Here is a 26,559-nt window from a genome sequence, read left to right on the forward strand (position 1 = left end):
GCCATCAGTTGTTTGTACAAACTCAGTGCTTGGCCACTGCCGTGTTGAGTTTCAGGTAGTCCAGCAGAATCCGCCCTGTTTCGCTGAGGTAGGCGTCGTCCTCCGGCTTGGTCTTGTCGTCCTCGGCCGCAATGGCGTCCTCGTCTTCTTTCTTCAGCTCTTTGAGCGGTTCTTCGCCCTTGGCCTTGCGACGGATGTTTTCCATGGTCAGCTGTTTGGCTTCGATGTCGGCGTGCTGGGCGCGACGCTCGACTTCATTGAGGCTGACGGTTTTCTCGGTCATCAGTTTCTGCGCCAGGGCCAGCTTGTCGCGGATGAACACGAACTCCGCATCTTTGGCCGTGCGCACGTCATGCTCGGATTGGAGCTGCGAAATGTACGGTTTGAACGGGTCGAGCGCAGGTTTGATCGCCGCCTTGATGGTGTCCCACGGCATGGCTTCCGGCAGGGCGCTTTCACCGATTTCCTTGGTGTCGATGATCGACGGGTAATCGATGTCCGGCAAGACGCCCTGATGCTGGGTGCTCTGCCCGGAAACCCGGTAGAACTTGGCCAGGGTCAGTTTCAGTTCGCCATGGTTGAGCGGCTGAATGGTCTGCACGGTGCCTTTGCCGAAGGTCTGGCCGCCGATGATCAGTGCGCGGTGGTAGTCCTGCATAGCACCGGCAAAAATCTCCGAAGCCGAGGCGGACAGGCGGTTGACCAGCAACGCCATCGGGCCTTTGTAGAACGCGCCCGGGTTTTCATCTTCCAGTACATCGACCCGGCCATCGGCGTTACGCACGAGCACGGTCGGGCCTTTGTCGATGAACAGGCTGGTCAGCTCGGTGGCTTCTTGCAAGGAACCGCCGCCGTTGTTGCGCAAGTCGATGACCACGCCGTCAACTTTCTCTTTCTGCAACTCGGTCAGCAGTTTCTTGACGTCGCGGGTGGTGCTCTTGTAATCCGGGTCGCCGGCACGGAAGGCCTTGAAGTCCAGATAGAACGCCGGGATCTCGATGATGCCGAGCTTGTAGTCCTTGCCGTCCTGCTTGAGATTCAAGACCGATTTCTTCACGGCCTGATCTTCGAGCTTCACCGCTTCACGGGTGATCGGCACGATCTTGGTGGTCTGGTCGTTCGGCGCATTGCTGGCCGGGATGACTTCCAGGCGCACCACGGTGCCCTTCGGACCACGGATCAGCTTGACCACTTCGTCCAGGCGCCAGCCCACGACGTCGACCATTTCCTTGTTGCCCTGGGCAACGCCGATGATCTTGTCGGCCGGTGCAACCTGCTTGGTCTTGTCCGCCGGACCTGCCGGCACCAGGCGCACGACTTTCACCTGGTCGTTATCGCTCTGCAACACGGCACCGATGCCCTCGAGGGACAGGCTCATGTTGATGTCGAAGTTCTCCGCGTTATCCGGCGACAGATAGTTGGTGTGCGGGTCGTAGGACATGGCGAAGGTGTTGATGTACGCCTGGAAGATGTCTTCCGCGCGGGTCTGGTCCAGGCGCGCCAACTGGTTCTTGTAGCGCTTGGTCAGGGTTTCCTGGATTTGCTTGGAGTCCTTGCCGGCGATCTTCTGACGCAGGACTTCGTCCTTGACGCGTTTGCGCCACAGGTCGTCGAGTTCCGCGGTGGACTTGAGCCAAGGGGCATCCTTGCGATCGATCAGCAAGGTTTCCTTGGTGGTGAAGTCGATCTTGTCGACGCCCTTGTTCAGCTCGGCAAGGGCGAAGTCCAGACGCGCCTTGACGCGGTCCAGGTAGCGCTTGTAGATGGTGAACCCGGCGTTAAGGTCGCCGCTCTTGAGGAAATCGTCGAACTGCGTCTTCCACTTGTCGAATTCGGCAATGTCGCTGGCCATGAAGTAGCTGCGCGACGGATCCAGCAGCTTGAGGTAGCTGTCGTAGATGATCACCGAGCGCGCGTCATCGAGTGGCGGCTTGCTGTAGTGGTGGCGCTTGAGCAACTCCACGACGTTCAGGCTGGCGATCACTTCGTCACGATCGGGTTGAAGCTTGTCCCAGCTATTGGCTGCGAATGTATTGCTCGACATCGGCAGCAAGCCGATACCGATGAACAAGGCGAGGGCAGTGCTGGGGAACAGATGCTTCATGCTGATTCGACGCGGGGACAATTGATAACGCATATTAGGCCGTCTTTGAAGTCGCCGGTTCTTTGGGAGCCGGTCGCATAATGCAAAAAGCCCGGCGCTACAGCTTCGGGCTCAGTCCAGACTCACTATGGAGGCACTGTGAAAGCATTGCAAGGCGTTGACGGTCAAGTGGTGTGGGTTGATGAGCCGAGTCCTACATGCGATGTAGGGCAAGTTCGCATCCGAGTGTCGGCAGCGGGTCTCAATCGCGCCGATTTATTGCAGAAAGCCGGCCTTTACCCGCCACCACCGGGGGCTAGTCAAGTGCTCGGTCTAGAGTGCTCGGGGGTCATCAGCGAGGTGGGCGCCGGGTCCTCCTGGCAGGTTGGTGATCGGGTTTGCGCCTTGCTGGCCGGGGGTGGGATGGCCGAAGAGGTGGTAGTCGACGGGCGGCATGTGCTGCCAGTTCCCGACGAAGTGTCACTGGTCGAGGCGGCTGCATTGCCAGAAGTTTATGCAACAGTCTGGTTGAATTTGTTTCAACTGGCTGCGCCCAAACCGGGTCAGAAAGTGCTTCTGCATGCCGGGGCAAGTGGAATCGGTTCAGCGGCCATTCAGCTGTGCAAGGCGTTCGGCAACCCCTGCTGGGTCAGTGTCGGCTCCGCCGAGCGATTGGCGTACTGCGAAGCACTGGGCGCCCAGGGCGGCGTGTTGCGTAATGGCGATCTGGAGAGCCTGAGGGATCTGGGGCCGTTCGATGTGATTCTCGACCCGGTGGGCGGCAATTACTCGGCATTGAACCTCAAGCTGTTGGCCCAGGATGGCCGCTGGGTATTGATCGGTCTGATGGGCGGCCGTGAGGCCAAACTGGATCTGGCCCAGGTGCTGGCCAAGCGTGTGCAGTTGCTGGGTTCGACCCTGCGCAGCCGTGACGATCAATTCAAGGCCGATCTGTTCAGCGATCTACGCCTGCATGTGTGGCCGCTGTTTGCCGAGGGGCGCTTGAGCCCGCAACTGGCCAGGACATTCCCGATCAAGGATGCCGAGGCAGCGTTTGCCGAGCTGGCGAGCAATACCGTAGCGGGGAAGGTGGTGTTGGTGATTGACGAAAGCCTGAGCTGACAACACAAAAACCTGTAGGAGCGAGCCTGCTCGCGAAAGCGGTGGATCACTCGACGTTAATGTTGACTGACCTTCCGCAATCGCGAGCAGGCTCACTCCTACAAGGGATACGAGTTACTTCCAGAGATGGATCGGCCAGCCCGCCTTTTCAGCCTGCTCGCGCAACACCGGATCCGGGTTCACCACATGCGGATAATCCACCTTCAGCAACAGCGGCAGGTCATTGCGTGAGTCGGAATAGAAACTCGCGCCTTCGAGGTTTTCCTCCTCTGCATCCAGCCACTCCAGCAAACGGGTGATCTTGCCTTCGCGGTAGGTCAGGGTGCCAACGGTATGGCCGGTGTAAACGCCATGGTCCACTTCCAGTTCGATACCGAGAATCTCGTCGATGCCCAGGCGTTCGGCGATGGGGCCGACCAGGTGGGTGCCCGAGGCCGAAATCACCAGAATCCGGTCACCGGCCTTACGATGCGCCGCGATGGTTTTGGTGGCGTCGCTGAAGATGATCGGTTCGACGAAGTCTTCCACCCATGGGCCAACCAGATGCTCGACCTCTGCGGGCGTACGACCGATCAACGGTTCCAGGCTGAAGGCCATGTAGTCCTCCATGGCCAGATGGCCCCTGCCGTACGCATCCATCAACTCCTTGTCGCGACGCAGGAACGATTCGCCATCGACCCAGCCGAGGCGGACCATTTGCTCGCTCCAAAGCGAGGCGCAATCGCCGTGGATCAGGGTTTCGTCCAGATCAAAAATTGCCAGGGCCATCAGTGCAGTTCTCTCTTCAGCATCAGCAAAGGCATCAGGCTACCTCACACAGGGCCGTCGGATCGATGGAAAGCGCCAGGCGCTGACCATCGGGATGCAGGTCGGCCGCCGAGCGGTTCAGCACATCCACCACCAATTCCACGCCCCGGGCTTCGACCCGGTAGCGAATCACATTGCCCAGCAGGCTGTGGCTGCGTATCTGTGCGTCCAGTTCGCCGTCAAGGCTCAGTTCGATGGCTTCCGGGCGAATGGCGATGCGCTTGCTGATCGGTCGCTGCAGCAGCTTCGAAGCGCTGTCGGCATCCAGCAGGTTGTAGTTGCCGATGAAACCGGCTGCGAACACATCCACCGGTGCGGTGTAGAGGGTTTCGGCATCGCCGCTCTGTACGATCTTTCCCTGATTCATCAGGAAAATCCGGTCAGACATGGTCAGGGCTTCTTCCTGATCGTGTGTGACGAAAATCGTGGTCAGGCCCAGTTCACGCTGGATCTGACGAATCTGTTCACGCAGGTGTTTGCGAATCCGCGCGTCCAGGGCCGACAGCGGCTCATCCAGCAGCAACAGGCGTGGCCGGGTCACCAGGGAGCGGGCGAGGGCAACGCGCTGGCACTGGCCCCCCGAGAGCTGATGCGGGTAACGCGCGGCAAAGTCATTGAGCTCCACCAGTTTGAGTACTTCGGCGACACGTTTGCGGCTGTCGTCGGCATTGACCTTTTGCATGCGCAGGCCGAAGGCGACGTTCTGTTCCACGGTCATGTTGGGAAACAGCGCATAGCTCTGGAATACCATGCCGATCCCGCGTTTCTGCGGACTCAGGGGCACTATGTCCTGGCCGTCGAGCAGGATCTTGCCGCCATCCACCGAAGTCAGTCCGGCGATGCAGCGCAGCAGCGTGGATTTGCCGCAACCGGACGGGCCGAGCAGGGTGACGAACTCACCTTTCTGGATTTCGCAATTGATGTCGCTGAACACCGTGGTGCCCGCGAAGCTTTTCTGAAGATGTTGGACGCTGACATAGCTCATTCGCTTTTGTCCCTGTTCAAGATATTGGCAATCCAGGTCAGAACCAGCACAAAGAAGAAGTAGGAGATCACCAGCGCACTGGTGAAATGGCCGCTGCTGTTGCGCATGTTGTTGAGGTAGACCTGCAGGGTTTCGTAGCGGGTACCGACCAGAATGTTGGCGAACACGAACTCACCGAACAGGAACGAGAACGACAGCAGCAACGCCACCATCAGGCCCTTGCGCAGGTTCGGCAGCACCACCAGGAGGGCTGCCTGGAAGGTGCTGGCGCCGAGCAACTGGGCGGCGTCCATCAGGTCGCGCAGGTTGATCGCTTGCAGGTTGTTGGTGATCGCCCGGTACATGAACGGCAGCGCCACGGTGAAGTAGCAACCGATCAGGATCCACGGCGTCCCGACCATGGCGAACGGTCCGGAACCGTAGAGCTGCAACAGCCCCACCGACGACACCACCGGCGGCACGGCGAAGGGCAGCAGGATCAGGATGTTCATCAGCGCGTCGAGTTTCGGGAAGTGGTAATGCACCACGAACAGCAACGGCAGAATCAGCACCACCGAAAGGATCAGCGAACCGACGCAGACCAGCAGCGATTGTCCGAACGCATTCAGGAAGCGCGGATCGCTCCACAACTGGATGTACCACTTGAGGGTGAAACCGCTGGGCAGGATGGTCGCCGACCAACTACTGGCGATCGAGTAGATCAGCGTGCCGGCCAGCGGCAACAGCAGGATGGCAAACAGCAAGTACACCACGACCCGGTGGTAGACACCGGCGGGCCCCAGTTCAGCGCGTGACATGGTAGCTCCTCTTCAACAGCAACTGATGCACGATGGTCACCAGGGTCATCAAGGCCACCAGCACCACGGCCAGGGCGCTGGCCAGGTTCGGGTCCAGGGAAATGTCACCGGACACCATTGCCGCGATGCGAATCGGCAGCACGTTGAAGTTACCGGTGGTCAAGGCGTACACCGTGGCGTAGGCCCCGAGGGCGTTGGCCAGCAGGATCACGAAGGTGCCCAGCAGTGCCGGCGTCAATACCGGCAAGCCGATGTGCCGCCAGAATTGCCAGCCGCTCGCGCCGAGCAGTGAAGCAGACTCGCGCCAGTCTTCGCGCAGCGCATCGAAGGCCGGGTACAGCAACAGCACGCCGAGGGGAATCTGGAAGTAGGTGTAGAGAATGATCAGTCCGGTTTTCGAGTACAGGTTGAAGTCCTGAATGATGCCGGCCTGCTTGAGCATGATGGTGAAGCTGCCGTTGAAGCCGAGCAGAATGATGAACGCGAAGGCCAGGGGCACACCGGCGAAGTTGCTGGTCATGTTGGCGAAGGCGTTGACGAAGTTGCGCAGTTTCGAATCGACCCGGCGCAGGGAGTAGGCGCCCAGAATTGCGATGACGATCCCGAACACGCTGGACCAGAAGCTGATCTCAAGGCTGTACTGGATGGCCTGCAGGTAAAACTTCGAGCTGAAGATCTTGCTGAAGTTGGCCAGGCCCCAGCCGAATTCTTCCGATTGCAGGCTGTTGATCATCACCCAGGTCAGCGGTGCGATCTCGAACACGATGAAGAACAGCGCGAACGGGACCAGGCATAAGGCTGCCAGCCATTTACTGCGTGTCATGGCATTCACTTCAACAGCTCCCGGCAGACCGGTTTGTCGTGGGGCACGCCGAGCAACTGGCAGACGGTGCCGCAGATCTCGGTCTGTTTCGGCGCGGCACCGGCGTCGAAGCTGAACGCGTCACCGAGAACGAACAGCGGCACCTCACGTTCTTCCGGCAGCAGGCCGTTGTGGGAGCGGTCGTTGTTCATGCCGTGGTCGGCGGTGACCAGCACCTGGTAACCGGCATCGAGCCAGCCTTGCAGGTAGTCGGCCAGGATGATGTCGGCCGAGCGGGCACTGTTGCGGTACTGCGGGGTGTCGAGGCCGTGCTTGTGCCCGGCGTCGTCGATGTTCATCGGGTGGATCAACAGGAAGTTCGGCGTGTGGCGCAGGCGCAGGTTTTCGGCGTCGGCGAACAGGTGCGAGTCCGGGTAGTGATCGTTCCAGTAGAAATGCCCGTGCTGGATCGGCAGTTTCGGGTCATCGGTGTGACGATCCCTGGCCGCGACGAAGGGCGAACGGTTGTACAGCTCACTGACCCAGTGATAGGCCGCCGCTGCAGTGACAAGGCCTGCGTCAGTGGCGTAGTGATAGATGCTGCGCTGGTTGGACAGGCGCGAGACGTTGTTGTGGACGATACCGCTGTCGATCGGCGCGACGCCGGTCAGGATGCATTCGTACAGCGGTCGGGACAGGGCAGGCAACTCGCACTCCAGTTTGTAGAGTGCGGCGCGTCCGGCGCCGACGTAAGCCTGCAGGTGCCCCATGGCGTGGCGGGCGACCTCGTAGTTGAGGCCGTCGAGCACGACAAGGATGACGTTGTGCTTCATAGGGGCAAAAACTCCGTGGAACAGGAATTCGGAATTCACTCGGTCCACTGTGGGAGCGAGCCTGCTCGCGATGAGGGACTACCATTCAACATCCATGTTGAATGTCTAATCGCTATCGCGAGCAAGCTCGTTCCCACAGGGATTCTCATTGGCCCATCAAAAAATGGTGGGCCACAGGGTTATTGCATATTGATGATGACTTCTTCCTGCCACTTCTGAGGAAGGGCCTTGGAGGTCTTTTCCCAGGCGTCCGCGTCTTTGATCGGCGTGACCTTCTTGTACTGCTCGTTCGGCAGCAGCTTGGCCTTCACGTCTTCCGGCAGTGTGATGTGCTCGGCACGGATCGGACGGGCGTTGCCTTTGGCCAGGTTGATCTGGCCGGCGTCGCTGAAGATGTATTCGCGGGTCAGCTTGGCGGCGTTCGGGTTTTTCGCGTATTTGTTGATGATGGTGGTGTAGCCGGATATCACCGAGCCGTCGGACGGAATCAGCACCACGTAGTCATCCGGATTGGCCATCTTGGCCTTGTAGCTCAGGCCGTTGAAGTCCCAGACCACGCCGACTTCGATTTCGCCTTTTTCCATGGCACCAATGACCGGATTGGACATTGACAGTCGACCCTGCTTGGCGATGTCGGCGAACAGATCCAGGGCAGGCTTGAGGTTTTTCTCGTCGCCACCATTGGCCAGTGCCGCCGCCAGAACGCCGTTCGCAGCCTGGGCAGCAGTGCTCACGTCACCGATGGAAACCTTGTACTTGCCGGTCTTGAGGTCTGCCCACTTGGTTGGCACTTCGGAACCGTGCAGCAATTTCTTGTTGACGACGAAAGCGATGGTGCCGGTGTAAGCCAGTGCCCAGTTGCCGTCCTTGTCCTTGGCCCAGGCTGGAATTTGATCCCAGGTCGAAGGCTTGTAAGGCTGGACCACGCCTTGCTTGACCGCGATCGGGCCGAACGCTGCACCGACGTCGCCGATGTCGGCGCTGGCGTTGTCTTTTTCCGCGGCGAACTTGGCGATTTCCTGGGCCGAACTCATGTCGGTGTCGATGTGCTTGAGGCCGTACTTGTCGCTCAGGTCTTTCCAGGTGCCGGCCCAGTTGGCCCAGTCATTGGGCATGCCGACGCTGTTGACGGCGCCTTCCGCTTTTGCAGCGGCTTCCAGGGTTTTCAGATCATCGGCCGCCATGGCGGCGGTGCACATTGCGATGGTCGAGCCTAACAGTGATGCCAGGAAAAACTTTTTCATTCCAAAGCTCCTTGGGTCGTGTTCAACGCTGCGATTGCGGTTCGTGTTGGTCTAGGTCAGCAATACCTGAGCCAATTTAAGGGGGCTGGATGACACTTTGATGTCGCTCGTCGCCCGGAATGACTTTTTGCTCAGCGGTATAGCGACTGGCCTGCTAAGCGTAGACCATGGTCAAGGCCCCGGAAGGCAAGGGACTTGGCCGATGAATTGCAGGTTGTTGAGGGCAGAGGATGGCGACCGTTGGGCAGCTTTGTCACATCGCGGTCATCTGCACTGCCTACGCTTGCAGACTATTGAATGAGCCGGTTTACGCTGTGGTTCTGCCCTGAAATGGTGCTGGTCTAGTCCAGAAAGGAAACATTGATGCGTGAAGAGGCAACAAAAACGGTAACAGCCATCGGCCAGGTGCTTCAGGAGCAGATCGACCACGGACTGTTGACTCCCGGCAGCAAATTGCCGGCCGAGCGCAAGCTCAGTGAATTGTTCGGCACCACGCGGATCACCTTGCGTGAAGCGTTGTTGCAGTTGGAGTCACAGGGTCAGATTTATCGCGAGGAGCGTCGCGGCTGGTTCGTCTCGCCGCCACGCCTGGCCTACAACCTCATGCAGCGCAGCCACTTTCACGCGATGGTCAGCGCCCAGGGGCGGGTGCCGTCCACCGAGGTGATTTCGGCGCGATTGCAACCGGCCTCGGCGGCGGTGTGTGCCTGGCTGCAATTGCCGGCGCTGTCGAGCGTGATTCAGATCTGCCGCTCACGGCGGATCGACGGGCGACTGGTGTTGTATGTGGAGCACTATCTGAACCCGCAGTACTTTCCCGGGATCCTCGATTTCGATTTGAATCAGTCGATCACCGAGTTGTATGCGCGGCATTACGACTTGCACTACGGGCGGGTGCGCTTCGAGATTGTGCCCACGGCGTTGTCAGTGGATGCGGCGGCGGCGTTGAAGGTATCGGTGGGCAGTCCGGGCCTGCGGATTGCCCGGGTCAACTATGACCAGCATGAACGCCTGATCGACTGCGATCTGGAGTTCTGGCGACATGATGCGATTCATGTCGGTGTGGATGTGGTTTGATTCTGCTTCAGTTGTTCGTGAAGTAAGCGTGAGCTAAGGCGCGGCAAGTGCGTGTTTGATCTGATGGTTAAATATTGATATTAATTAATGCGCTGTTTTGCTGTTTTTGTTTGTGTTTTCTGAGTAGGTTTAGGGGCGCCGCTACACAGGCGGTATTGGAGCTATTTATATAAGGATATTGTTATGACAGCATCGACTTTTTCATTTTCTGCCACCCTGCATATTTCCGGGTACCCGGTCAGGGTGCTGGAAAATGGAAGTATAGGAACGCAATGGAACGGTGGCGAACCAACACTGTTTTATTTTAATTTTGTAGGTAGTTACTGCAGTATCTATGTGGCTGGGGAGCAGGCTGCCTGCGTAAGTTGCGATGAGAGAGGGTATCTGGTGCTACGCGCTCAGCCGACAATTTTTCATCTGCAAGATACCGAGACGGGCTCAATGGAGTGGAGTGGTGTTGCCGCTGGGAGCGCTTTGATTAATCTGTCTACAGTTTACGGTGGGCCGGTTCTGCAGTTTGGTGGGGATGATGCTTTCAATGATAGAGATACACTCTATAACTTTCTGATAGCCGCCCAGAAAGTCAAGGTAGAGACCATTCGGGACACTGTTAAATATATAGTGCCAAGCGGGGAGGATAGCTGGAAAAGTATTTCTGAAAAACAATCATACTCTCCAAAGCCAGTGTCGATTGGGCTGAGCATTAAAAATATTGGAGTACCCGGCTCTTGAAGTTGATGCCTGGCAAATCGTAATGCTCTTTAAGGTGAAATCAGGCAGCGTTGGGTTATTCCCATGCTGCCTTTTCGTTTGATTACTCTTGTGACCCCGTGCCGGCTGTCATCACCTGCACGCTCATTCGCGGCATCGCCAGATCCAGCCCAGCCTCATCCATATGCCGTTTCAGTGACAGATTGAACGCCCGCGAAACCTCCCACTGCTTGATCGGCGCCGTCTTGAAGCGGGCGCGCAGGATTGCATTGCCCGACTCGAAACTTTCCACCCCCTGGAACTCCAGCGGCGACCAGATATTGCGCCGCTGCAGTGGATCGGTGCGCATTTTCTGGCCGACTTCGCGCATCAGTTTGATGGCATTGTCGATGTCCATGTTGGCCGGCACCGCGACCCGGAAGATCGCGTAGCCGAATTCCCGGGAGTAGTTCTTGATGCTTTTGATTTCACTGAACGGAATGGTGTGAACGATGCCGTCGATGTCCCGCAGACGCACGGTGCGGATGGTCAGGCCTTCGACCGTGCCGAGATGGCCGCCGACATCCACGTAGTCGTCGATGGCCAGGGAGTCTTCGATGATGATGAACAACCCGGTAATCAGGTCGGCTACCAGCGACTGCGCACCAAAACCGATGGCCAGACCGATCACGCCGGCACCGGCCAGCAGGGGCGTGACGTTCATGCCCATGTTCGCCAGGGCGACAATCAGCGCGATGATAAAAATCGCTATGAACAGCACGTTGCGAATCAGCGGCATCATTGTCTGTGCGCGGGCGTTGGCCAGGCCTTTGCGCGAGCGGGTCAGCGCGTGATGCACCGCGGTATCGCTGAGAATCCAGATCAGCCAGGCGAACAGCAATGTGCCGGCGAGGCTGAACAGTTTGACACTGACTTCGTGGCCGTCGCCTTCGGTAAAGCGGATCAACGACATGCCCCAGACCCGCAGGCCAAGTTCGATGAAGGCCAGCCACACCAACAGGTGAACGATGGTGTAGAAGAAGTTTTTCAGCCGTTCCGAATACACGGCGTAGCGCCGGATACCGCGTTGGGGTTTGAGGCCTTGGCGGCGTACCAGTCCGTTGATGACCATGCACAGCACCAGCAAGACGGTGCAGATCAGCGACTGGCGCAGGGCGGTGCTGGTGTCGCCGGCGGAAATGAACGTTGCGAACAGGGAGATGGCCACCAGCACCAGCGCCGGCACGTACCAGAAGGTGCCGAGAATCGACAGGGTGTCGTTGAGCGCGCGGCGAGTCAGGCGCCGGGACAACGGCTGGTTGCGGATCAGGTGGGCGATCGGCCGGCGGAAACGCAGGATGAAGCGCCCCGTGGAGAGCGCTGCCAGGACATTGGCAACTGTTGCGGCGGTGTGGGCCAGATGGCTGCCGAGGCTGTTGACCAGTTGCGGATCGCTCAGTGCTTCGCCAAACGCGGCAAAGCTGCCGATCAGCCACAGCGGTCGAAACGCCTGGTGCCGCAGGATGTACAAGGCGCGGTGGCGGTGTGGGCCGTCGAGCAGGGAAAAGGCAATCACGCAGATGGCGGAGAAGCAGGTGCCGACCACCAGTGCATAGGCCAGCACCATCGCCAGGCTCTTGCCCAGGGACGAGGGCAGGGCGTAGCTCATGTAAACCGTGATCACCAGGGCGATCAGCCATGGCCCGAGTTTGCGCAGGGCAAAACGCAGCATGTCCAGGGCCCGGGGGTGTTGCGGCAGTTCTTCGGTCAGGCCGAAACGCATCCGCACGCGGTGGCTGATCCAGATCAGGGCGGCGGCCAGCAGGCTCCAGACCATCAGGATCATGGCGAAGGCGAACAGCATGGGCAGCCATTCATTGGCCGGCAGCGCCAGCGCCGCCAGTTCTTCCCTGGCCTGATCGAACTCACTGGACCAGCGCGTGAGCGGACTGTCGTCGCCGGTAAATTTCTTCTCGATAGTGGTCAGGGTTCCGCCAATCAGGCCCAGCACGCCTTCTTCGGTAATCGGCTGGGCCTGTTTGGTGGTGTCGCGGAGCTTTTTCAGGTCGGCCAGCAGCTTGCTGCGTTGCTGGTCGTTTTCCAGCGACTTGATCACTTCGTCCAGGGATTGCCCCAGCGGTTCCTGTGCTTCGGGCTGGGCCTTGGCCTGGTTGTTGAGCAGGCCCGGCAGGCCGGCCGCCTGGGCAGACGCCACTGACAGCAGCGTCATCAGGCAGACAAGGACAATACACGGGAGGGCAGAAAGACGAGCGAACACTAGGCGGTCAACCTCGCAGGGAGCGGATCGACCGAGTGTACGAGCCCGTCAAAATCAATGCGAGCCAAGGGTGATGAATTATTCGTTGAGTTTGGCGAGGATCTTGATCACCACGGTCGCGAGAATGGTCAGCATGCCGATCCACATGGCAAACACGCCGGCATTTTTATCGCGAAAGTTGAAACCGATGGCCAGCAGGAGCATCCCGGCAAGAATCGGAATCAACATGGCGTGGAAGGTAGACATCGAAATCATGGAGACAGCCTTGTCGAAGGGATACTTGAAGTCTAGGCCGCTTTTGATGCGGCTGGTGTGATGTGTGCAGGAACGAGCTTGCTCGCGATGGGCGTGAACGATGATGGGGACTGCCTGAATGAGCGCGGCGCCCTGACGTTCTTCGCGAGCAAGCTCGCTCCTACAGGGTTGTTACGGCAACTCGCGGCAGGCGTAGAACGCGCTCAGCACCTTGATCAGATGCGCCAGGTCGTGGCTGCCGCACAGTTCGCGGATCGAGTGCATGGCGAACGTCGGCAGGCCGATGTCCACGGTGCGCACACCCAGGTGGCTGGCGGTGATCGGGCCGATGGTCGAACCACAGCCCATGTCGCTGCGCACCACGAAGCTTTGCACCGGTACTTCTTCAGCCATGCACAGGTGACGGAAGAACCCGGCGGTTTCGCTGTTGGTGGCGTAGCGCTGGTTGCTGTTGACCTTGATCACCGGGCCGGCATTGAGTTTCGGGCCGTGGTTGGCGTCGTGCTTGTCGGCGTAGTTCGGATGCACGCCGTGGGCGTTGTCAGCCGACACCAGCAGGGATTTCTGAATGGTGCGTACGAATTCATCACCTTCAGGCAGCAGGCGGCGTAAGGTTTGCTCGAGCATCGGGCCGTCGGCGCCGCAGGCCGAGCAGGAACCGACTTCTTCGTGGTCGTTGCAGACGAGCACGCAGGTTTCGTCGGTCTCGGCCGTCAGCAGCGCTTGCAGGCCGGCGTAGCACGACAGCAGGTTGTCCAGGCGTGCGCCGGCGATGAAGTCGCCATGCAGGCCAATGACCGCAGCGCTTTGGGTGTCATAAAAACTCAGCTCGTAATCGAGCACCACGTCGGCATTCAGGCCGTGTTCGCGGGCGAGCTGGTCGGTAAGCACCGCGCGGAAGTCCACGCGCTCGTCACCGGCAAATTGCGCGAGGATCGGCGGCAGTTCGGTCTGGGCGTTGATGGCCCAACCCATGTTGGCTTCACGGTTGAGGTGAATCGCCAGGTTCGGAATGATCGCGACCGGAGCCTTGAAGTCGATCAACTGGCTCTCGACCTTGCCATCACGACGGAAGGTTACGCGGCCTGCCAGAGACAGGTCACGGTCGAACCATGGTGCCAGCAGCGCGCCGCCATAGACTTCGACGCCCAGTTGCCAGAAGCCCTGGCGTTGCAGTTCCGGTTGCGGCTTGACGCGCAGGCACGGGCTGTCCGTGTGGGCGCCGACCAGACGAATGCCGCCGTGCAGCGGTGAATGGCGGCCCATCTTGATCGCGACAATCGAAGAGTCGTTGCGGGTGACGTAGTAGCGACCGTTGGCTTCGGTATTCCACGGCTCGCGCTCGTCGAGGCGTTGATAGCCTGCCGCTTCCAGACGATGGACAAGGCTGGCGGTGGCATGGAACGGGGTAGGGGAGGCCTTGAGGAAATCGATCAGGCCTTGGTTCAACTCTTCGCGCATAAGGTAGCTCCAGACAGCAGTGGCGCCAGTTTAACGTATTGGCCTGGTAAATGGCGTCGCACTGAATGTAGGGCTGGTCATCGAAATTGAATCTGGAGGAGATCCCTGTGGGAGCGAGCTTGCTCGCGATAGCGTCGGCCCATCCAACATTGATGTGACTGAAAGGCCGCTATCGCGAGCAGGCTCGCTCCCACAGGGTCTTGCGTAAAGTGCCTAGAAAGGTGCCGGGCACTCGAAGCGCAGGCGCTCGCCACTTTGCGGGTGGGTGAAGCTGAGCATGCTTGCGTGCAGGCACAATCGCGGCCAGGCCGCCAGCGCCTGTTCATGGGCATAGAGGCCGTCACCCAGCAGCGGATGGCCAATCGAGAGCATGTGTACGCGCAACTGGTGGGAGCGGCCGGTGATCGGTGTCAGCTCGACGCGGCACCAGTCGCCGCAACGTTCGAGCACGCGCCAGAAGGTCAGCGCATGTTTGCCGAACTCATGGTCGACCACGTGGCGCGGCTTGGTCGGCGGGTCGTAACGCAAGGGCAGGTCGATGCTGCCGCTGTCCAGTTCCGGCTGACCCCAGCACAGGGCGGTGTAGGCCTTTTCGGTTTCCCGGTCGTGAAACTGCCGGGACAGTTCGCGATGGGTGTCCGGGTCGCGGGCCAGCAGGATGATGCCGGACGTCTCCCAGTCCAGCCGGTGGACGATTCGCGCTTCCGGGTAGCCGTTTTCCTGCAGGCGGGTAATCAGGCAGTCCTTGTTGTCATCGGCCCGGCCAGGGACAGAGAGCAACAGGGTCGGTTTGTTCACCACCAGTACGGCGGCATCCTGATGGATGATGTGGATGTTGGACAACGGCATTAAAACAGCCTCGTAACAAACGCCAACGGCGGCTGTAGGAGCGAGTTTGCTCGCGATGGTGTGTCAGCGAAATCAATGTGGCTGACACACCATCGCGAGCAAGCTCGCTCCTACAACCGCCGTGGCTCCTGGCGGATCGACTCAGCGATCAGGCAGGGTGATATTGAGTTCCAGAATCGAGCAACTGCCCTGGCTTTCCAGTGCGACATGCACGTCATCGGACCCGATATTGACGTACTTGCGGATCACCTCGACCAGTTCCTTCTGCAAGGCCGGCAGGTAGTCCGGGGTACTGCGTTGGCCGCGTTCGTGCGCCACGATGATCTGTAGACGCTCTTTCGCTACCGACGCGGTGCTTTGCTTTTTGTTGGCACGAAAGAAGTCAAAAAGGTTCATTGCTTAGTTGCCTCCAAACAGGCGCTCGAAGAATCCCTTCTTCTGTACATCGAGGAATCGATGATCCACGGTTTTGCCCAGCAGGCGGTCAACGGTATCGCTGTAGGCCTGGCCGGCATCGCTCTGGTCGTCGAGAATCACCGGAACACCCTGGTTGGATGCCTTGAGCACCGCCTGGGATTCAGGGATCACGCCGAGCAGGGTCACCGAAAGGATTTCCTTGACGTCTTCTACGCCGAGCATTTCGCCTTTGCTCACACGTTCCGGGTGATAACGGGTAATCAGCAGGTGTTCCTTGATCGGGTCTTCGCCACGTTCGGCGCGACGGGACTTGCTCGCCAGCAGGCCGAGCATGCGGTCGGAGTCACGTACCGAGGAGACTTCCGGGTTGGTCACGACGATCGCTTCATCGGCGAAGTACATGGCCAGGTGGGCGCCTTTCTCGATGCCCGCCGGGGAGTCGCAGACCACGAACTCAAAGTCTTCCTTGAGTTGCATCAGGACTTTTTCCACGCCTTCGACGGTCAGCGCGTCTTTGTCGCGGGTCTGGCTGGCGGCCAGCACGTAGAGGTTTTCCAGGCGCTTGTCTTTGATCAGGGCCTGTTGCAGGTTGGCTTCGCCGTTGACCACGTTGACGAAGTCATACACCACGCGGCGCTCGCAACCCATGATCAGGTCGAGGTTACGCAAGCCCACGTCGAAGTCGACGATCACTGTTTTGTGGCCGCGCAGAGCGAGGCCGGTACCGATAGCGGCGCTGGTGGTGGTCTTACCCACACCACCCTTGCCGGATGTAACCACGAGAATCTTGGCCAAGGTGTTTCACCCCTAAGGAAAAAGGACTTTTCAGTCCCTGAAAAACATCTCCTGAAAAACTACTGCAGTCGGACAGCCTTGGCTGGAATCCGGTTTTGAGCGGCGTTTACCCCCGGTAAACACTGCTTTCGGCCTTTTTCCTACTTCGTTTGAGCCGTTTTCGCTACGTTTTAGAGATGCTTGGAAAATGCGGCAGTATCCGTTAAAGCCGAATGATGTTCAACACGTCGCCGGACAGGCTGACCTGCACACCCGAACCCCATAGAGGGTCGCGGCGCAGATCTTCGGAAACCTTGTAATGCCCGGCGATGGAAATCAGCTCAGCACTCATTTGCTGACAGAAAATCCGCGCCTTGGTGTCGCCCTTGACGCCGGCCAACACGCGACCACGCATCGGGCCGTATACATGGATGTTGCCATCGGCGAGAAGTTCCGCCCCCGGGCTGACCGAGGAGATCACCACCAGATCGCAGCCCTGGGCATAAATCTGCTGGCCGCCGCGTACCGGCGAGGTGATGATTTTCGTCGGCTTGATGGTCGGCTCGGGCGGTTTTTCCGGTTTTTTCTTCGGTTCGCCTTCGGTCAGGTCCAGTGGACGCTCCCGGGCGCCGGACGGTGGCAGCACGGGCAGGTCGACCGCGATGGCGGCGGCTATGTCTTCGATGCGGCTGGCGCGGATCGCCAGGGTACGCAGGCCATGCTGGCGGCAGACGCGCATCAGCCCTGGCAGATCGACCGCGCCTTCGCTGGCCGGGAGTTTGTCCAGGGCCAGTACCAGCGGCGCGTTGCTGAAGAAGTTGGGCGCCTGGGCGACCTTGGCGGCCAGTTGCCGATCAAGGCTTTCGAGGTCGTTACGGGCCAGTTCCAGCACCGTAATGGCCAGCATGCTGCCCTTCAACTGGAACACGGGATCTTGGTCTAGCGGTTCGGTTTGGCTCATGGTCGGCATACAACGACTTGTCACTAAAAGTGCCGAGACTTATAACGAGAACGCCCGCGGGCCGCAAGCCGGGTCGAACGATGTAGAATGCGCGGCCATTGTCATTCCGGAAGCATTAATGGACCGCCCGCGTTTTCGAAAAGCATTTCTATCTCCACGTTTCTGGCCGCTGTGGTGTGGCCTGGGGCTGTTGTGGCTGATCGTCCAGTTGCCGTATCCGGCACTGCTGTGGGTCGGCCGTGTCCTGGGCGCCTTGATGTATCGGGTGGCCGGCGACAGACGGCGCATTGCCAAGCGCAATCTGGAACTGTGTTTTCCGGAAAAAACCGCCGCCGAACGCAAACGCCTGCTCAAGGAAAACTTCGCCTCCACCGGCATCGCTTTCTTTGAAATGGCGATGAGCTGGTGGTGGTCGCGCAAGCGCCTGGCGAGCCTGGCTCATATCGAAGGGCTGGAGCATTTGCAAAAGGCCCAGCGCGAAGGCAAGGGCGTGATCCTGATGGCCCTGCACTTCACGACGCTGGAAATCGGCGCGGCGTTGCTCGGTCAGCAGCACACCATCGACGGCATGTACCGCGAGCACAAGAATCCGCTGTTCGACTACATCCAGCGCCAGGGCCGCGAGCGACACAACCTCGATTCGCTGGCGATAGAACGCGAAGACGTGCGCGGCATGCTCAAATTGCTGCGTTCGGGCCGGGCGATCTGGTACGCACCGGATCAGGACTACGGCGCCAAGCAAAGTGTTTTTGTGCCGCTGTTCGGCATTCAGGCTGCGACTGTCACCGCCACGAGCAAGTTTGCGCGGCTGGGCAAGGCGCTGGTGGTACCGTTCACCCAGGAACGTCTGGCGGACGGCAGTGGGTATCGCCTGGTGATCCATGCGCCGCTCGAAGGCTTCCCCGGCGAAACCGAAGAAGAGGACTGCATTCGCATCAACCAGTGGATCGAAAGCGTTCTGCGCGAGCATCCCGAGCAATACCTGTGGGCCCACCGCCGCTTCAAGAGCCGTCCACCGGGCGAGCCCAAGCTGTACGCCAAACGTCGTTGAACCCCGATACCCTGTAGGAGCGAGCTCGCTCGCGATGGTAGCCAACGATAACGCGGGGCACCTGACACCCCGCGGCGTTTTCATGACCATCGCGAGCGAGCTCGCTCCTACAGGGGAACAAGTCGAAACAACGAAATCCCATCAAGCACCATGGAGAGTTGTGCATGAGTCCAGTTGAACCGGTAACAGGGTTGATTCTTTCCGGTGGCGGGGCTCGGGCGGCCTATCAGGTCGGGGTGCTGGCGGCGATTGCCGAATTGCTGCCGCCGGGGGCCCGCAATCCGTTTCCGGTGATCGTCGGCACCTCGGCGGGCGCGATCAACGCCGTCAGCCTCGCCAGCGGTGCAATGGACTTTCGTAACGCCATCGAACGCCTGACGGCCTTCTGGCAGGGCTTTCGCAGTCATCTGGTGTTGCGCAGCGACTGGCCCGGGGTGATTCGCCAGGCCAGCCGCTTTGTCAGCCACAGTTTGCTCGGCATCGGTACCCAGGTGCCGGTGGCGTTGCTCAACAGTTCGCCACTGCGGGATCTGCTCAACGACAAGTTGCAGATGGGCGGCATCGCCGAGGCGATCGCACAGAAGCAATTGCATGCGGTGGCGGTCACCGCGTTCGGCTATGAGTCCGGCCAGGCAGTCACCTTCTATGAGGGCGGCGGCAAGATCGATGCCTGGTTGCGCCATCGCCGCATCGGCGTTCCTACTCGCTTGTCCGTTGAACACCTGCTCGCCAGCTCGGCCATTCCGCTGCTGTTCGCTCCGGTGAAAATCGACGAAGAGTATTTCGGTGATGGCGCGGTGCGTCAGTCGGCGCCGATCAGTCCTGCGCTGCATCTGGGCGCCAGTCGGGTGCTGGTGGTGGGCGTCAGCGGCAACCCCCGTGGAGTCGACCCGCAACAACCCTTGCTGCGCAGCTACACCGGTCAGCAGCCGACCCTGGCGCAGATCGGCGGGCACATGCTCAACAGTACGTTCATTGACAGCCTGGAAAGCGACATCGAGCTGTTGCAGCGCCTGAACCAGTTCAGTCACCTGATGCCCGACGGTACGCCCATCCGCGCGTTGGGCGTGGCCCCGGTGGACGTGTTGGTGATTTCACCGAGCCAGCCGATCGATGAGATTGCCGCGCGCCATCGCCAGGAGTTGCCGGCGGCGTTGCGCCTGTTTCTGCGCGGGCCGGGTGCGACCAAGACCAGCGGGGCAGGGGTGCTGAGTTATCTGCTGTTCGAGGCGGGGTATTGCAGCGAGTTGATCGAGCTGGGGCGACGGGATGCGTTGGCCAAGCGCGGCGAGTTGTGCCGGTTTCTCGGATTGGCGGAGCCTGTGCTTTCGGTTTGAGATAGGCAGTCTGCAGGAGCGAGATTGCTCGCGATGGACGTTAACGATGACGCTGGGAGCCTGACATCCCGTGGCGCTCTCTAGTCCATCGCGAGCAAGCTCGCTCCTACATGATCAGAAGTGAACCTTGACCAGGAAGCTGGTCACGCTCTGATCAGTCTTGAATCCCTGGCTGTCTTCGATACCGTACTTGTTTTTCCAGTAGTCATACTCGACACCCACGTACAGCTGCTTGGCACCCAGGTTCAATGCCTTGCCCAGGTCATATTTGACCTGCGGATTGAAGTGCAGGTTGGCGTGGTACTCGCCTTTGCTGTTGACGTCGTTGTCGACCACCCAGTCCATGAAGCCGTCGATCAGCACGTCCGAGCCACCCACCGGAATGGTGTAGGACCAGACCGGCGAGACCTGCCAGATGTCGTCGCCCGGGCGGTCGCCTTCGGTGTGACGGTTGTAGAAGTTCAACTGGAAGTAATCGAAGCCCGGGATGGCCAGGTCGAAACCAGGACCGATCAGGTACGACTCGGTATCGTCCTCGCCGAACTCGTAGGTCATGGCCAGCAGCACGTCCTTGATCGGGCCGAACTCGAACTTCTGGTCGAAGATCTTGTTGAACGACAGGCGCGGACTGAGCTCACCGTAGTGGGAGTTCTCGCCCGCGAAATGGTCTTCCTTGCCGTTGTAGAAGATCTTGTCGATGAAGAAGAAGTTGTCGCCGTACTTCCAGCCATCGGCGTGTTCGAAGGTCACCGTCTGCTGGATGCGCGGGTTGACCTGGAAGTCCTTGCCATAGAGGTAGCTCAGGCTGTTGTTCTGCCACTGCAGCAAATCGCCGGCCATGGCCTGGCCCCCGGCCAGCATCGATCCCGCCAGCATCAGGCTAGTGCACGTACGTTTCATTCGGTTGCTCCCAAAAAGTAGGTGGTTCCACGTTATTTTTTTAAGGTCGGCACTCTGGTGTGGCGCCTGTTTATGTAGCGGTAAAAAGTCATCCATTCGGTCAGCTTTAATGCTGTTAGCAAGAGCTGGGCCAAGGCTTTCAGAAAGCAAAAAAACTCCCGTTCGGCGGCTCAGGAGCGGTCGATTGAGAGGGGTTTTGGGGTGCCTTGGTGCCTGCCAGAGCCGGGGTAAGTTGGCTTTCTGGTCAGGTTTTACATCCGGGCTTTTTTTTAAACCGGATTCGGGCGGCCGCGGAGAATACTGACTCCTCGGCCAGGTCTCAAGTGCTCCGCAACGGCGCACCGACGACAGGCTTGGGGCACGGTTGCGGGGCAGCATCAGAAGTGCACCTTTACCAGCAGGCTGGTGGTGTTTTCATTGGTGTCGAAGCTGGAACTGTTTTCGATGCCGTACTTGTCTTTCCAGTAGCTGTATTCGACGCCGACGTACACCTGTTTCTCCCGCCAGCCCATGGCCTTGCCCAGGTCGTACTTGATCTGCGGGTTGAAGTGCAGGTTGGCGTGATAAGTGCCGTGGTCGTTCTGGTCGTTGTCCACGACCCAGTCCATGTAGCCGTCGATCAACAGGTTCGAGCTGCCCAATGGAAGGGTGTAGGACCAGGCCGGTGTGATCTGCCAGACGTCATCGCCGGGACGCGAGCCTTCGGTCTGGCGATAGTAGAAGTTCAGGGTGAAAAAGTTGAAGCCCGGTACCGCGAGGTCGAAACCGGGGCCGATCAGGTAGGCCTCGGTGTCGTCTTCGCCGTTCTCGTAGGTCATGGCCAGCAGCACGTCCTTGATCGGGCCGAATTCGAAACGGCGGTCGAGGATCTTGCCCAAGGAGAGGCGCGGACTGAATTCGCCGTAATAGGCATGAACGCCTTTGTTTCGGTCTTTCTCGCCGTTGTAGTAGGTGCTGTCGATAAACATGAAGTTGTCGCCGTACTTCCAGCGGTCGGCGTGTTCGAAGGTTATCGTCTGCTGGATGCGCGGGTTGACCACGAAATCCTTGCCATACAAGTAGCTCAGGCTGTTGGTCTGCCACAGCAGCAGGTCGCCGGCCATGGCCTGACTCGCGGCCAGCAGGCCGGCACCCAACAGCAGGTTGGTTTGTGTCCGAATCATCTGTTGCTCCCTCTTGTTTTTATTTTTAAGGCGCAGGCAACCCTGCCCCTGTAGGAGCGAGCCTGCTCGCGATGAACTACAGAGCGCCGCGTTTATCCAGAAAACACGCGTTATCGTTAGCGACCATCGCGAGCAGGCTCGCTCCTACAGGGGTTGTGGTGTCTCACTTAGTGCGGGTGAGCGTGACAGTCGTTGATGGCCGCGCGTTCGGCGCCACCCAGGATGTTGAACAACAGGTTCAGCGTCAGCGCGCTGAGGGTGGCCATGGCGATGCCACTGTGGGTGATCGGGCTCATCCACACGGGCAGGTGGGCGAAAAATTCCGGGCGTACGACCGGGATCAGGCCCATGCCGATGCTCACCGCCACCAGCAACTGGTTGCGACGATCACCAATGTCCGCTTCCTGCAGGATCTTGATCCCGGTGGCGGCGACCATGCCGAACATCGCAATCGCTGCGCCGCCCAGTACTGCCGGAGGAATCGACGCCACCAAAAACGCGGCTTTGGGCAGCAGGCTCAGCACGATCAGCAACCCGCCGGCAACGATGGTCACCGAACGGCAGCGCACGCCGGTCATCTGCACCAGGCCGATGTTCTGGGCGAAGGAGGAGTGGGTGAAGGTGTTGAAGAAACCGGCGAAGAACGAGGCGCCTGCATCGCACAGCAAACCGCGCCGCAGCATCCGTGGGCAGACTTCCTGGCCGGTGATCTTGCCCAGCGCCAGAAACATCCCGGTGGACTCGACGAAAATGATCACCACCACCAGGCACATGGACAGGATCGGCGCCAGTTCGAATTTCGGCATGCCGAAGTGCAGCGGGGTGACAAATTGCAGCCATGGCGCCTGAGCCATGCCACTGAGGTCTACCATGCCGAGCAGGCCGCAGAGCACATAGCCCAGGCACATGCCGATCAGCACGGAAATGTTGACCCAGAAGCCGCGCATGAAACGGTGCACCAGCAAGATGGTACCCAGTACCAGGGCGGCGATGGTCAGGTAGATCGGTGAACCGAATTGAGCGGCGCTGGCACCGCCGCCGGCCCAGTTCACGGCCACGGGGAACAGCGACAAACCGATCGAGGTGATGACCGTCCCGGTCACCAGTGGCGGGAAGAAGCGCACGACCTTGGACATGAACGGGGCGATGAGCATGCCGAAGAACCCGGCGGCAATGGTCGCGCCGAAGATCCCTTGCAGGCCGATACCGGGCATGCCGGCCATGGCGACCATGCTGCCGACGGCGGCGAAACTGGCGCCCATCATCACCGGCATGCGAATGCCCATGGGGCCGATGCCGAGGGACTGGACGATGGTGGCGATACCCGCCACCAGCAGGTCGGCGTTGATCAGGAAGGCGATTTCTTCACGACTCAGGCCAGCGGCCTGCCCGATGATCAGCGGTACCGCGATGGCACCACCGTACATCAGCAGAACATGTTGCAAACCGACCAGGATCAGTTGCAAGAGGGGCAAACGCTGAATGGCGGGTGCGTCGGGGATGCGCGCTTCGGATAGCTCGGACATGCAACACCTCGGATCTTTTTATTCTTGTGATTTACAGCTGCAGTGCTGCCGGCAGCTGTATTCGAATCTGGTGGGCCGTTTTGCGGCCATTCGCAGGCAAGCCCGCTCCCGCACAGGTCATGCAACACCTGTGGGAGCGAGCCTGCTCGCGAAGCTTTCAGCGATTAATTGGTCTGGGCTCCCTGCACAATCCAGGCACCGATCAGGTCACGTTCCTGCTGGGTCATCTGCGTGATGTTGCCCAGTGGCATGATCTGGCTGGTGACGGCTTGCGCCTGAATCCGCGGTGCGTTCTGGCGGATCTGCTCGGGGGTGTCGAACATCACACCGGCAGGGGCCGCACTGAACAGCGGGCTGGTCGGCTTGGCCGAATGGCAAACCGCGCAACGTTCCTGGATCACGCTGTGCACTTTGTCGAAACCCGGACCGGCATTGGAGGCCTGAACCGGAGCGGCTGTGGGCGCTTCTGCGGGTTTGGCTTCAGCAGGTTTCAATCCACCGCCCACTGCGGTTTCCGGCAGCGGCTGGTATTCGATTTTCGCTGGAGCGTTGGCCACTTCAGGGGCGCTGGACATCGGCTTCGGACCGGTCACATAAGCCAGGCAGATCATGCCCACCGCTGCAACAGGCAGGGTCCAGGCAAACTTGTGGCTGTCGTGACGGGTGTTGAAGTAGTGACGGACCAACACCGCCAGTACCGCGATCCCGGCCAGGATCAACCAGTTGTACTGGCTGCCGTAGGTGCTCGGGAAGTGGTTGCTGATCATGATGAACAGCACCGGCAAGGTGAAGTAGTTGTTGTGACGTGAACGCAGCAGGCCTTTGGCCGGCAATGCCGGATCGGGCGTGCGGTTCTCGGCGATGGCCGCTACCAGTGCGCGTTGCGCCGGCATGATAATGCGGAACACGTTGCCGACCATGATGGTGCCGATGATGGCGCCGACGTGCAGGTACGCACCCCGACCGCTGAACACTTTGCTGAAGCCGTAGGCCGCGGCAATGATCAGGGCGAACAGGATTGCGCCAAGCAGGGCAGGGCGTTTGCCCAGGGCCGAGTCGCACAGGAAGGAGTAGACGAACCAGCCGACGAACAGCGAGCCGATGCCCAGCAGTACGCCTTCAGGACCGCTCAGTGAGCTGCCCGGAGCCAGCAGGTAGAGCGTCGGGTTGGAGTAGAACACCACGCACAGCAGCGCGATACCCGACATCCAGGTGAAGTAGGCTTCCCATTTGAACCAGTGCAGGTTGTCCGGCATGGTCGGTGGAGCCAGCTTGTATTTTTCCAGGTGGTAGATACCGCCACCGTGGATTGCCCATAAATCGCCGGCCAGGCCGCTTTTCGGGTTGACCCGGTTGAGGTTGTTTTCCAGCCATACGAAATAGAACGACGCACCGATCCAGGCCACGCCAGTAATCATGTGAACCCAGCGCACGCTCAGGTTCAGCCATTCCAACAGATGTGCTTCCACAGTCTTTACCTCTCGCCTGTCACTCTGTTGTCGAGTGATCAGACCTTCTCTTATTGGTGGGGGGCGAGGATCAAACGCTCATCCTCTTTGAAAAAATGCTCATCGCAGTTATTGCCTGTGCCACTGCGATCAACCACCAGGAAGTCATCCCGCTTTTCGATCGTCAGCACCGGATGGTGCCAAACGCCGCGATGGTAATTAATGCCCTGCCTGCCGTTGGTGACGAAGGCGCGGACCAAGCCTGATACAGGTTCATCGCCAAGTGGCGCGACCACGATCAGAAAGGGGTTGCCGAGCAGCGGAATGAAAGCCTGGCTGCCCAGCGGATGGCGCTCCAGCATGCTCACGGTCAGCGGCATGTCCTGCGCGTCGGCGCGGAAGATGCTGATGATCGCGTTGTCCTCTGGCGTTGCGGTTTCGACCGTCGCCAGTTTATGGAAGCGCATGGTCGAACCGTTGTTGATCATGAAGTGATCGCTGCCGTCGGTTTCGATCACGTCACCGAAAGGGGCGAAGGCTTCTTTGGTCAGCGGTTCAATCGTCAGTGTGCGCATGCTGTTCTACTTACCTTGAATTCGTTGTTGTCTGTTCTATTGCTATCGCTAGCAGGCTAGCTCCCACAGGGGAATGCATTCCAAATGTGGGAGCTAGCCTGCTAGCGATTGGGTTCAGCGCTTATTTAGCGACCTTGCCCAAAACACGCAGGCGGCTCACACCACCATCCGGGAACACGTTCAGGCGGATGTGGGTGATCGGCCCCAGTGCCTTGATCTGCTCGGCAAAGGTGTGTTCGGCGTGCATTTCCAGTTTTTGTGCTGGCAACAGTTCACGCCAGAACAGCGACTGGGTTTCGATCTGGCTGTCGGTACCGCCCTTCACGAAAGCGCCCTGGATCGAGCAGGTGTCCGGGTAGTTGCCCTTGAAGTGCAGGGTGTCGACGATGACTTTCTCGACTTCGCCGGCATGACCCAGCGCGACGATGACCCAGTCGTTGCCCGGAGTACGACGACGTGCGGTTTCCCAGCCGTCGCCCATGTTGATGCCACGGCCCGGGTTGAGGATGTTGCTCATGCGGCCGAAGTGTTCGTCGGAGCAGGCGAGGGCGCGGCCACCGTTGAGGGCTGAGGCCAGGTCGACTTGTTCGTTGTCACCAACAGCGGACCAGTCGCGGAACGGAACGCCGTACACGCGCAGACGGGCCACACCGCCGTCCGGGTAGATGTTGAAACGCAGGTGGCTGAAGGCCTGGTCGTTGTTGATTTCGTGGACGTGGTGGCTGTTGCCCTGCAGCTCGACGGCGGACAGCACTTCAGTCCACTGGGTGTTTTCATCAGGCTCGCCCGAGGCCAGGAAGCAGGCTTCCAGGGACGCCGACGGCGGGAAGTTGCCGGTGAAGAATGAAGTGTCGATGTCGACGCCCTTGATCGAACCCGGTACGCCCAGGCGGATCACTGCGCTGTCGAAGCCTTCGAAGCGCTTGCGGCGCGATTCCCAGCCGTCCATCCACTTGCCGTTGTCATCGAACACGCCCTCCTTCCATACGGCCGGGGTCGGTTGGAACAGACGGTTGGCGTCTGCGAACCAGTCATCGGTGACCGAGATGATTTTGGTGCCCAGGCGGGCATCGGCCAGGTTGACGAACTTCTCGAAAGGTACGGCGTAAGCTTTCATTCTTCTT

At 59.6% G+C, this 26,559-nt stretch carries 25 protein-coding genes; 5 read left to right on the forward strand and 20 right to left on the reverse strand.

Features of this window, described 5'->3' with window-relative positions:
- Nucleotides 1-22 precede the first annotated feature (22 nt).
- Nucleotides 23-2,104 (reverse strand): carboxy terminal-processing peptidase, encoded by a 2,082-nt coding sequence (locus tag BSF44_RS21465; RefSeq protein ID WP_172435380.1) that lies wholly within the window; start codon nucleotides 2,102-2,104, stop codon nucleotides 23-25.
- A 138-nt stretch (nucleotides 2,105-2,242) separates the two neighbouring features.
- Between BSF44_RS21465 and BSF44_RS21470 the strand changes: the two genes are divergently transcribed.
- Complete coding sequence (locus BSF44_RS21470) at nucleotides 2,243-3,205, forward strand: zinc-binding dehydrogenase (protein WP_095945206.1); 963 nt, start codon at nucleotides 2,243-2,245, stop codon at nucleotides 3,203-3,205.
- 114 nt (nucleotides 3,206-3,319) lie between these two features.
- Here BSF44_RS21470 and BSF44_RS21475 read toward each other — a convergent pair whose 3' ends face one another.
- The 6 genes from BSF44_RS21475 to BSF44_RS21500 form a co-directional block, all read right to left on the reverse strand.
- Nucleotides 3,320-3,973 carry an HAD family phosphatase gene (locus tag BSF44_RS21475; RefSeq protein WP_095945207.1) on the reverse strand — a complete coding sequence of 218 codons (654 nt, stop codon included), beginning with the start codon at nucleotides 3,971-3,973 and terminating at the stop codon, nucleotides 3,320-3,322.
- A 34-nt stretch (nucleotides 3,974-4,007) separates the two neighbouring features.
- Nucleotides 4,008-4,997, reverse strand: coding sequence for an ABC transporter ATP-binding protein (locus BSF44_RS21480; protein ID WP_095945208.1), 990 nt, complete (start codon nucleotides 4,995-4,997; stop codon nucleotides 4,008-4,010).
- Complete coding sequence (locus BSF44_RS21485; RefSeq protein ID WP_095945209.1) at nucleotides 4,994-5,794, reverse strand: ABC transporter permease; 801 nt, start codon at nucleotides 5,792-5,794, stop codon at nucleotides 4,994-4,996. The genes BSF44_RS21480 and BSF44_RS21485 overlap by 4 nt, the downstream gene beginning before the upstream one ends.
- Complete coding sequence (locus BSF44_RS21490; RefSeq protein ID WP_172435381.1) at nucleotides 5,781-6,617, reverse strand: ABC transporter permease subunit; 837 nt, start codon at nucleotides 6,615-6,617, stop codon at nucleotides 5,781-5,783. The genes BSF44_RS21485 and BSF44_RS21490 overlap by 14 nt, the downstream gene beginning before the upstream one ends.
- Before the next feature lie 5 nt (nucleotides 6,618-6,622).
- The gene (locus BSF44_RS21495; RefSeq protein ID WP_095945211.1) at nucleotides 6,623-7,429 is read right to left on the reverse strand and encodes an alkaline phosphatase family protein; all 807 of its coding nucleotides are present in this window, start codon (nucleotides 7,427-7,429) and stop codon (nucleotides 6,623-6,625) included.
- A 179-nt stretch (nucleotides 7,430-7,608) separates the two neighbouring features.
- Complete coding sequence (locus BSF44_RS21500) at nucleotides 7,609-8,673, reverse strand: ABC transporter substrate-binding protein (RefSeq protein ID WP_095945212.1); 1,065 nt, start codon at nucleotides 8,671-8,673, stop codon at nucleotides 7,609-7,611.
- 363 nt (nucleotides 8,674-9,036) lie between these two features.
- Between BSF44_RS21500 and BSF44_RS21505 the strand changes: the two genes are divergently transcribed.
- A complete protein-coding gene (locus tag BSF44_RS21505) occupies nucleotides 9,037-9,750 on the forward strand; it encodes a UTRA domain-containing protein (RefSeq protein ID WP_095945213.1) in 714 nt (237 codons plus the stop codon).
- Between the two features lie 183 nt (nucleotides 9,751-9,933).
- Nucleotides 9,934-10,482 carry a hypothetical protein gene (locus BSF44_RS21510; protein WP_095945214.1) on the forward strand — a complete coding sequence of 183 codons (549 nt, stop codon included), beginning with the start codon at nucleotides 9,934-9,936 and terminating at the stop codon, nucleotides 10,480-10,482.
- Between the two features lie 82 nt (nucleotides 10,483-10,564).
- Here the strand turns inward: BSF44_RS21510 and BSF44_RS21515 are convergent, their stop codons facing one another.
- The 7 genes from BSF44_RS21515 to minC all read right to left on the reverse strand — a co-directional run bounded on the left by BSF44_RS21515 (nucleotide 10,565) and on the right by minC (nucleotide 17,435).
- A complete protein-coding gene (locus tag BSF44_RS21515) occupies nucleotides 10,565-12,670 on the reverse strand; it encodes a mechanosensitive ion channel domain-containing protein (RefSeq protein WP_371918289.1) in 2,106 nt (701 codons plus the stop codon).
- 126 nt (nucleotides 12,671-12,796) lie between these two features.
- Nucleotides 12,797-12,973, reverse strand: coding sequence for a hypothetical protein (locus tag BSF44_RS30400; protein WP_172435382.1), 177 nt, complete (start codon nucleotides 12,971-12,973; stop codon nucleotides 12,797-12,799).
- Between the two features lie 171 nt (nucleotides 12,974-13,144).
- On the reverse strand, nucleotides 13,145-14,434 hold the full coding sequence (locus BSF44_RS21520; protein WP_095945216.1) for a M18 family aminopeptidase: 1,290 nt from the start codon (nucleotides 14,432-14,434) through the stop codon (nucleotides 13,145-13,147).
- Nucleotides 14,435-14,647: 213 nt separating this feature from the next.
- Nucleotides 14,648-15,283, reverse strand: a complete 636-nt coding sequence (locus BSF44_RS21525) for an RluA family pseudouridine synthase (RefSeq protein ID WP_046037585.1) — start codon at nucleotides 15,281-15,283, stop codon at nucleotides 14,648-14,650.
- A gap of 141 nt (nucleotides 15,284-15,424) precedes the next feature.
- Complete coding sequence (gene minE / locus BSF44_RS21530; RefSeq protein ID WP_007974947.1) at nucleotides 15,425-15,679, reverse strand: cell division topological specificity factor MinE; 255 nt, start codon at nucleotides 15,677-15,679, stop codon at nucleotides 15,425-15,427.
- Nucleotides 15,680-15,682: 3 nt separating this feature from the next.
- A complete protein-coding gene (minD, locus tag BSF44_RS21535; RefSeq protein WP_007974946.1) occupies nucleotides 15,683-16,495 on the reverse strand; it encodes a septum site-determining protein MinD in 813 nt (270 codons plus the stop codon).
- A gap of 202 nt (nucleotides 16,496-16,697) precedes the next feature.
- Nucleotides 16,698-17,435, reverse strand: a complete 738-nt coding sequence (gene minC / locus BSF44_RS21540; RefSeq protein ID WP_095945248.1) for a septum site-determining protein MinC — start codon at nucleotides 17,433-17,435, stop codon at nucleotides 16,698-16,700.
- A gap of 118 nt (nucleotides 17,436-17,553) precedes the next feature.
- On the opposite strand from minC, the gene BSF44_RS21545 reads away from it, so the two are divergent.
- A complete protein-coding gene (locus BSF44_RS21545; RefSeq protein ID WP_095945217.1) occupies nucleotides 17,554-18,486 on the forward strand; it encodes a lipid A biosynthesis lauroyl acyltransferase in 933 nt (310 codons plus the stop codon).
- A gap of 164 nt (nucleotides 18,487-18,650) precedes the next feature.
- Entirely contained in the window at nucleotides 18,651-19,823 is a 1,173-nt protein-coding gene (locus tag BSF44_RS21550) for a patatin-like phospholipase family protein (RefSeq protein WP_095945218.1), read from the forward strand.
- Nucleotides 19,824-19,937: 114 nt separating this feature from the next.
- Here BSF44_RS21550 and BSF44_RS21555 read toward each other — a convergent pair whose 3' ends face one another.
- The 6 genes from BSF44_RS21555 to alc form a co-directional block, all read right to left on the reverse strand.
- Nucleotides 19,938-20,723: an outer membrane protein OmpK gene (locus BSF44_RS21555; RefSeq protein WP_095945219.1), complete on the reverse strand. Its 786-nt coding sequence runs from the start codon at nucleotides 20,721-20,723 to the stop codon at nucleotides 19,938-19,940.
- A 377-nt stretch (nucleotides 20,724-21,100) separates the two neighbouring features.
- Nucleotides 21,101-21,886: an outer membrane protein OmpK gene (locus BSF44_RS21560; RefSeq protein WP_095945220.1), complete on the reverse strand. Its 786-nt coding sequence runs from the start codon at nucleotides 21,884-21,886 to the stop codon at nucleotides 21,101-21,103.
- A gap of 167 nt (nucleotides 21,887-22,053) precedes the next feature.
- Nucleotides 22,054-23,412, reverse strand: a complete 1,359-nt coding sequence (locus BSF44_RS21565; RefSeq protein WP_095945221.1) for a nucleobase:cation symporter-2 family protein — start codon at nucleotides 23,410-23,412, stop codon at nucleotides 22,054-22,056.
- 164 nt (nucleotides 23,413-23,576) lie between these two features.
- A complete protein-coding gene (locus tag BSF44_RS21570; RefSeq protein ID WP_095945222.1) occupies nucleotides 23,577-24,881 on the reverse strand; it encodes a urate hydroxylase PuuD in 1,305 nt (434 codons plus the stop codon).
- A gap of 50 nt (nucleotides 24,882-24,931) precedes the next feature.
- Nucleotides 24,932-25,435 (reverse strand): ureidoglycolate lyase, encoded by a 504-nt coding sequence (locus BSF44_RS21575; protein WP_007960046.1) that lies wholly within the window; start codon nucleotides 25,433-25,435, stop codon nucleotides 24,932-24,934.
- A 121-nt stretch (nucleotides 25,436-25,556) separates the two neighbouring features.
- Nucleotides 25,557-26,552 (reverse strand): allantoicase, encoded by a 996-nt coding sequence (gene alc, locus BSF44_RS21580; protein WP_095945223.1) that lies wholly within the window; start codon nucleotides 26,550-26,552, stop codon nucleotides 25,557-25,559.
- Nucleotides 26,553-26,559 lie beyond the last annotated feature (7 nt).

The organism is Pseudomonas sp. ACN8 (assembly GCF_002303925.1).
Lineage (GTDB): Bacteria > Pseudomonadota > Gammaproteobacteria > Pseudomonadales > Pseudomonadaceae > Aquipseudomonas.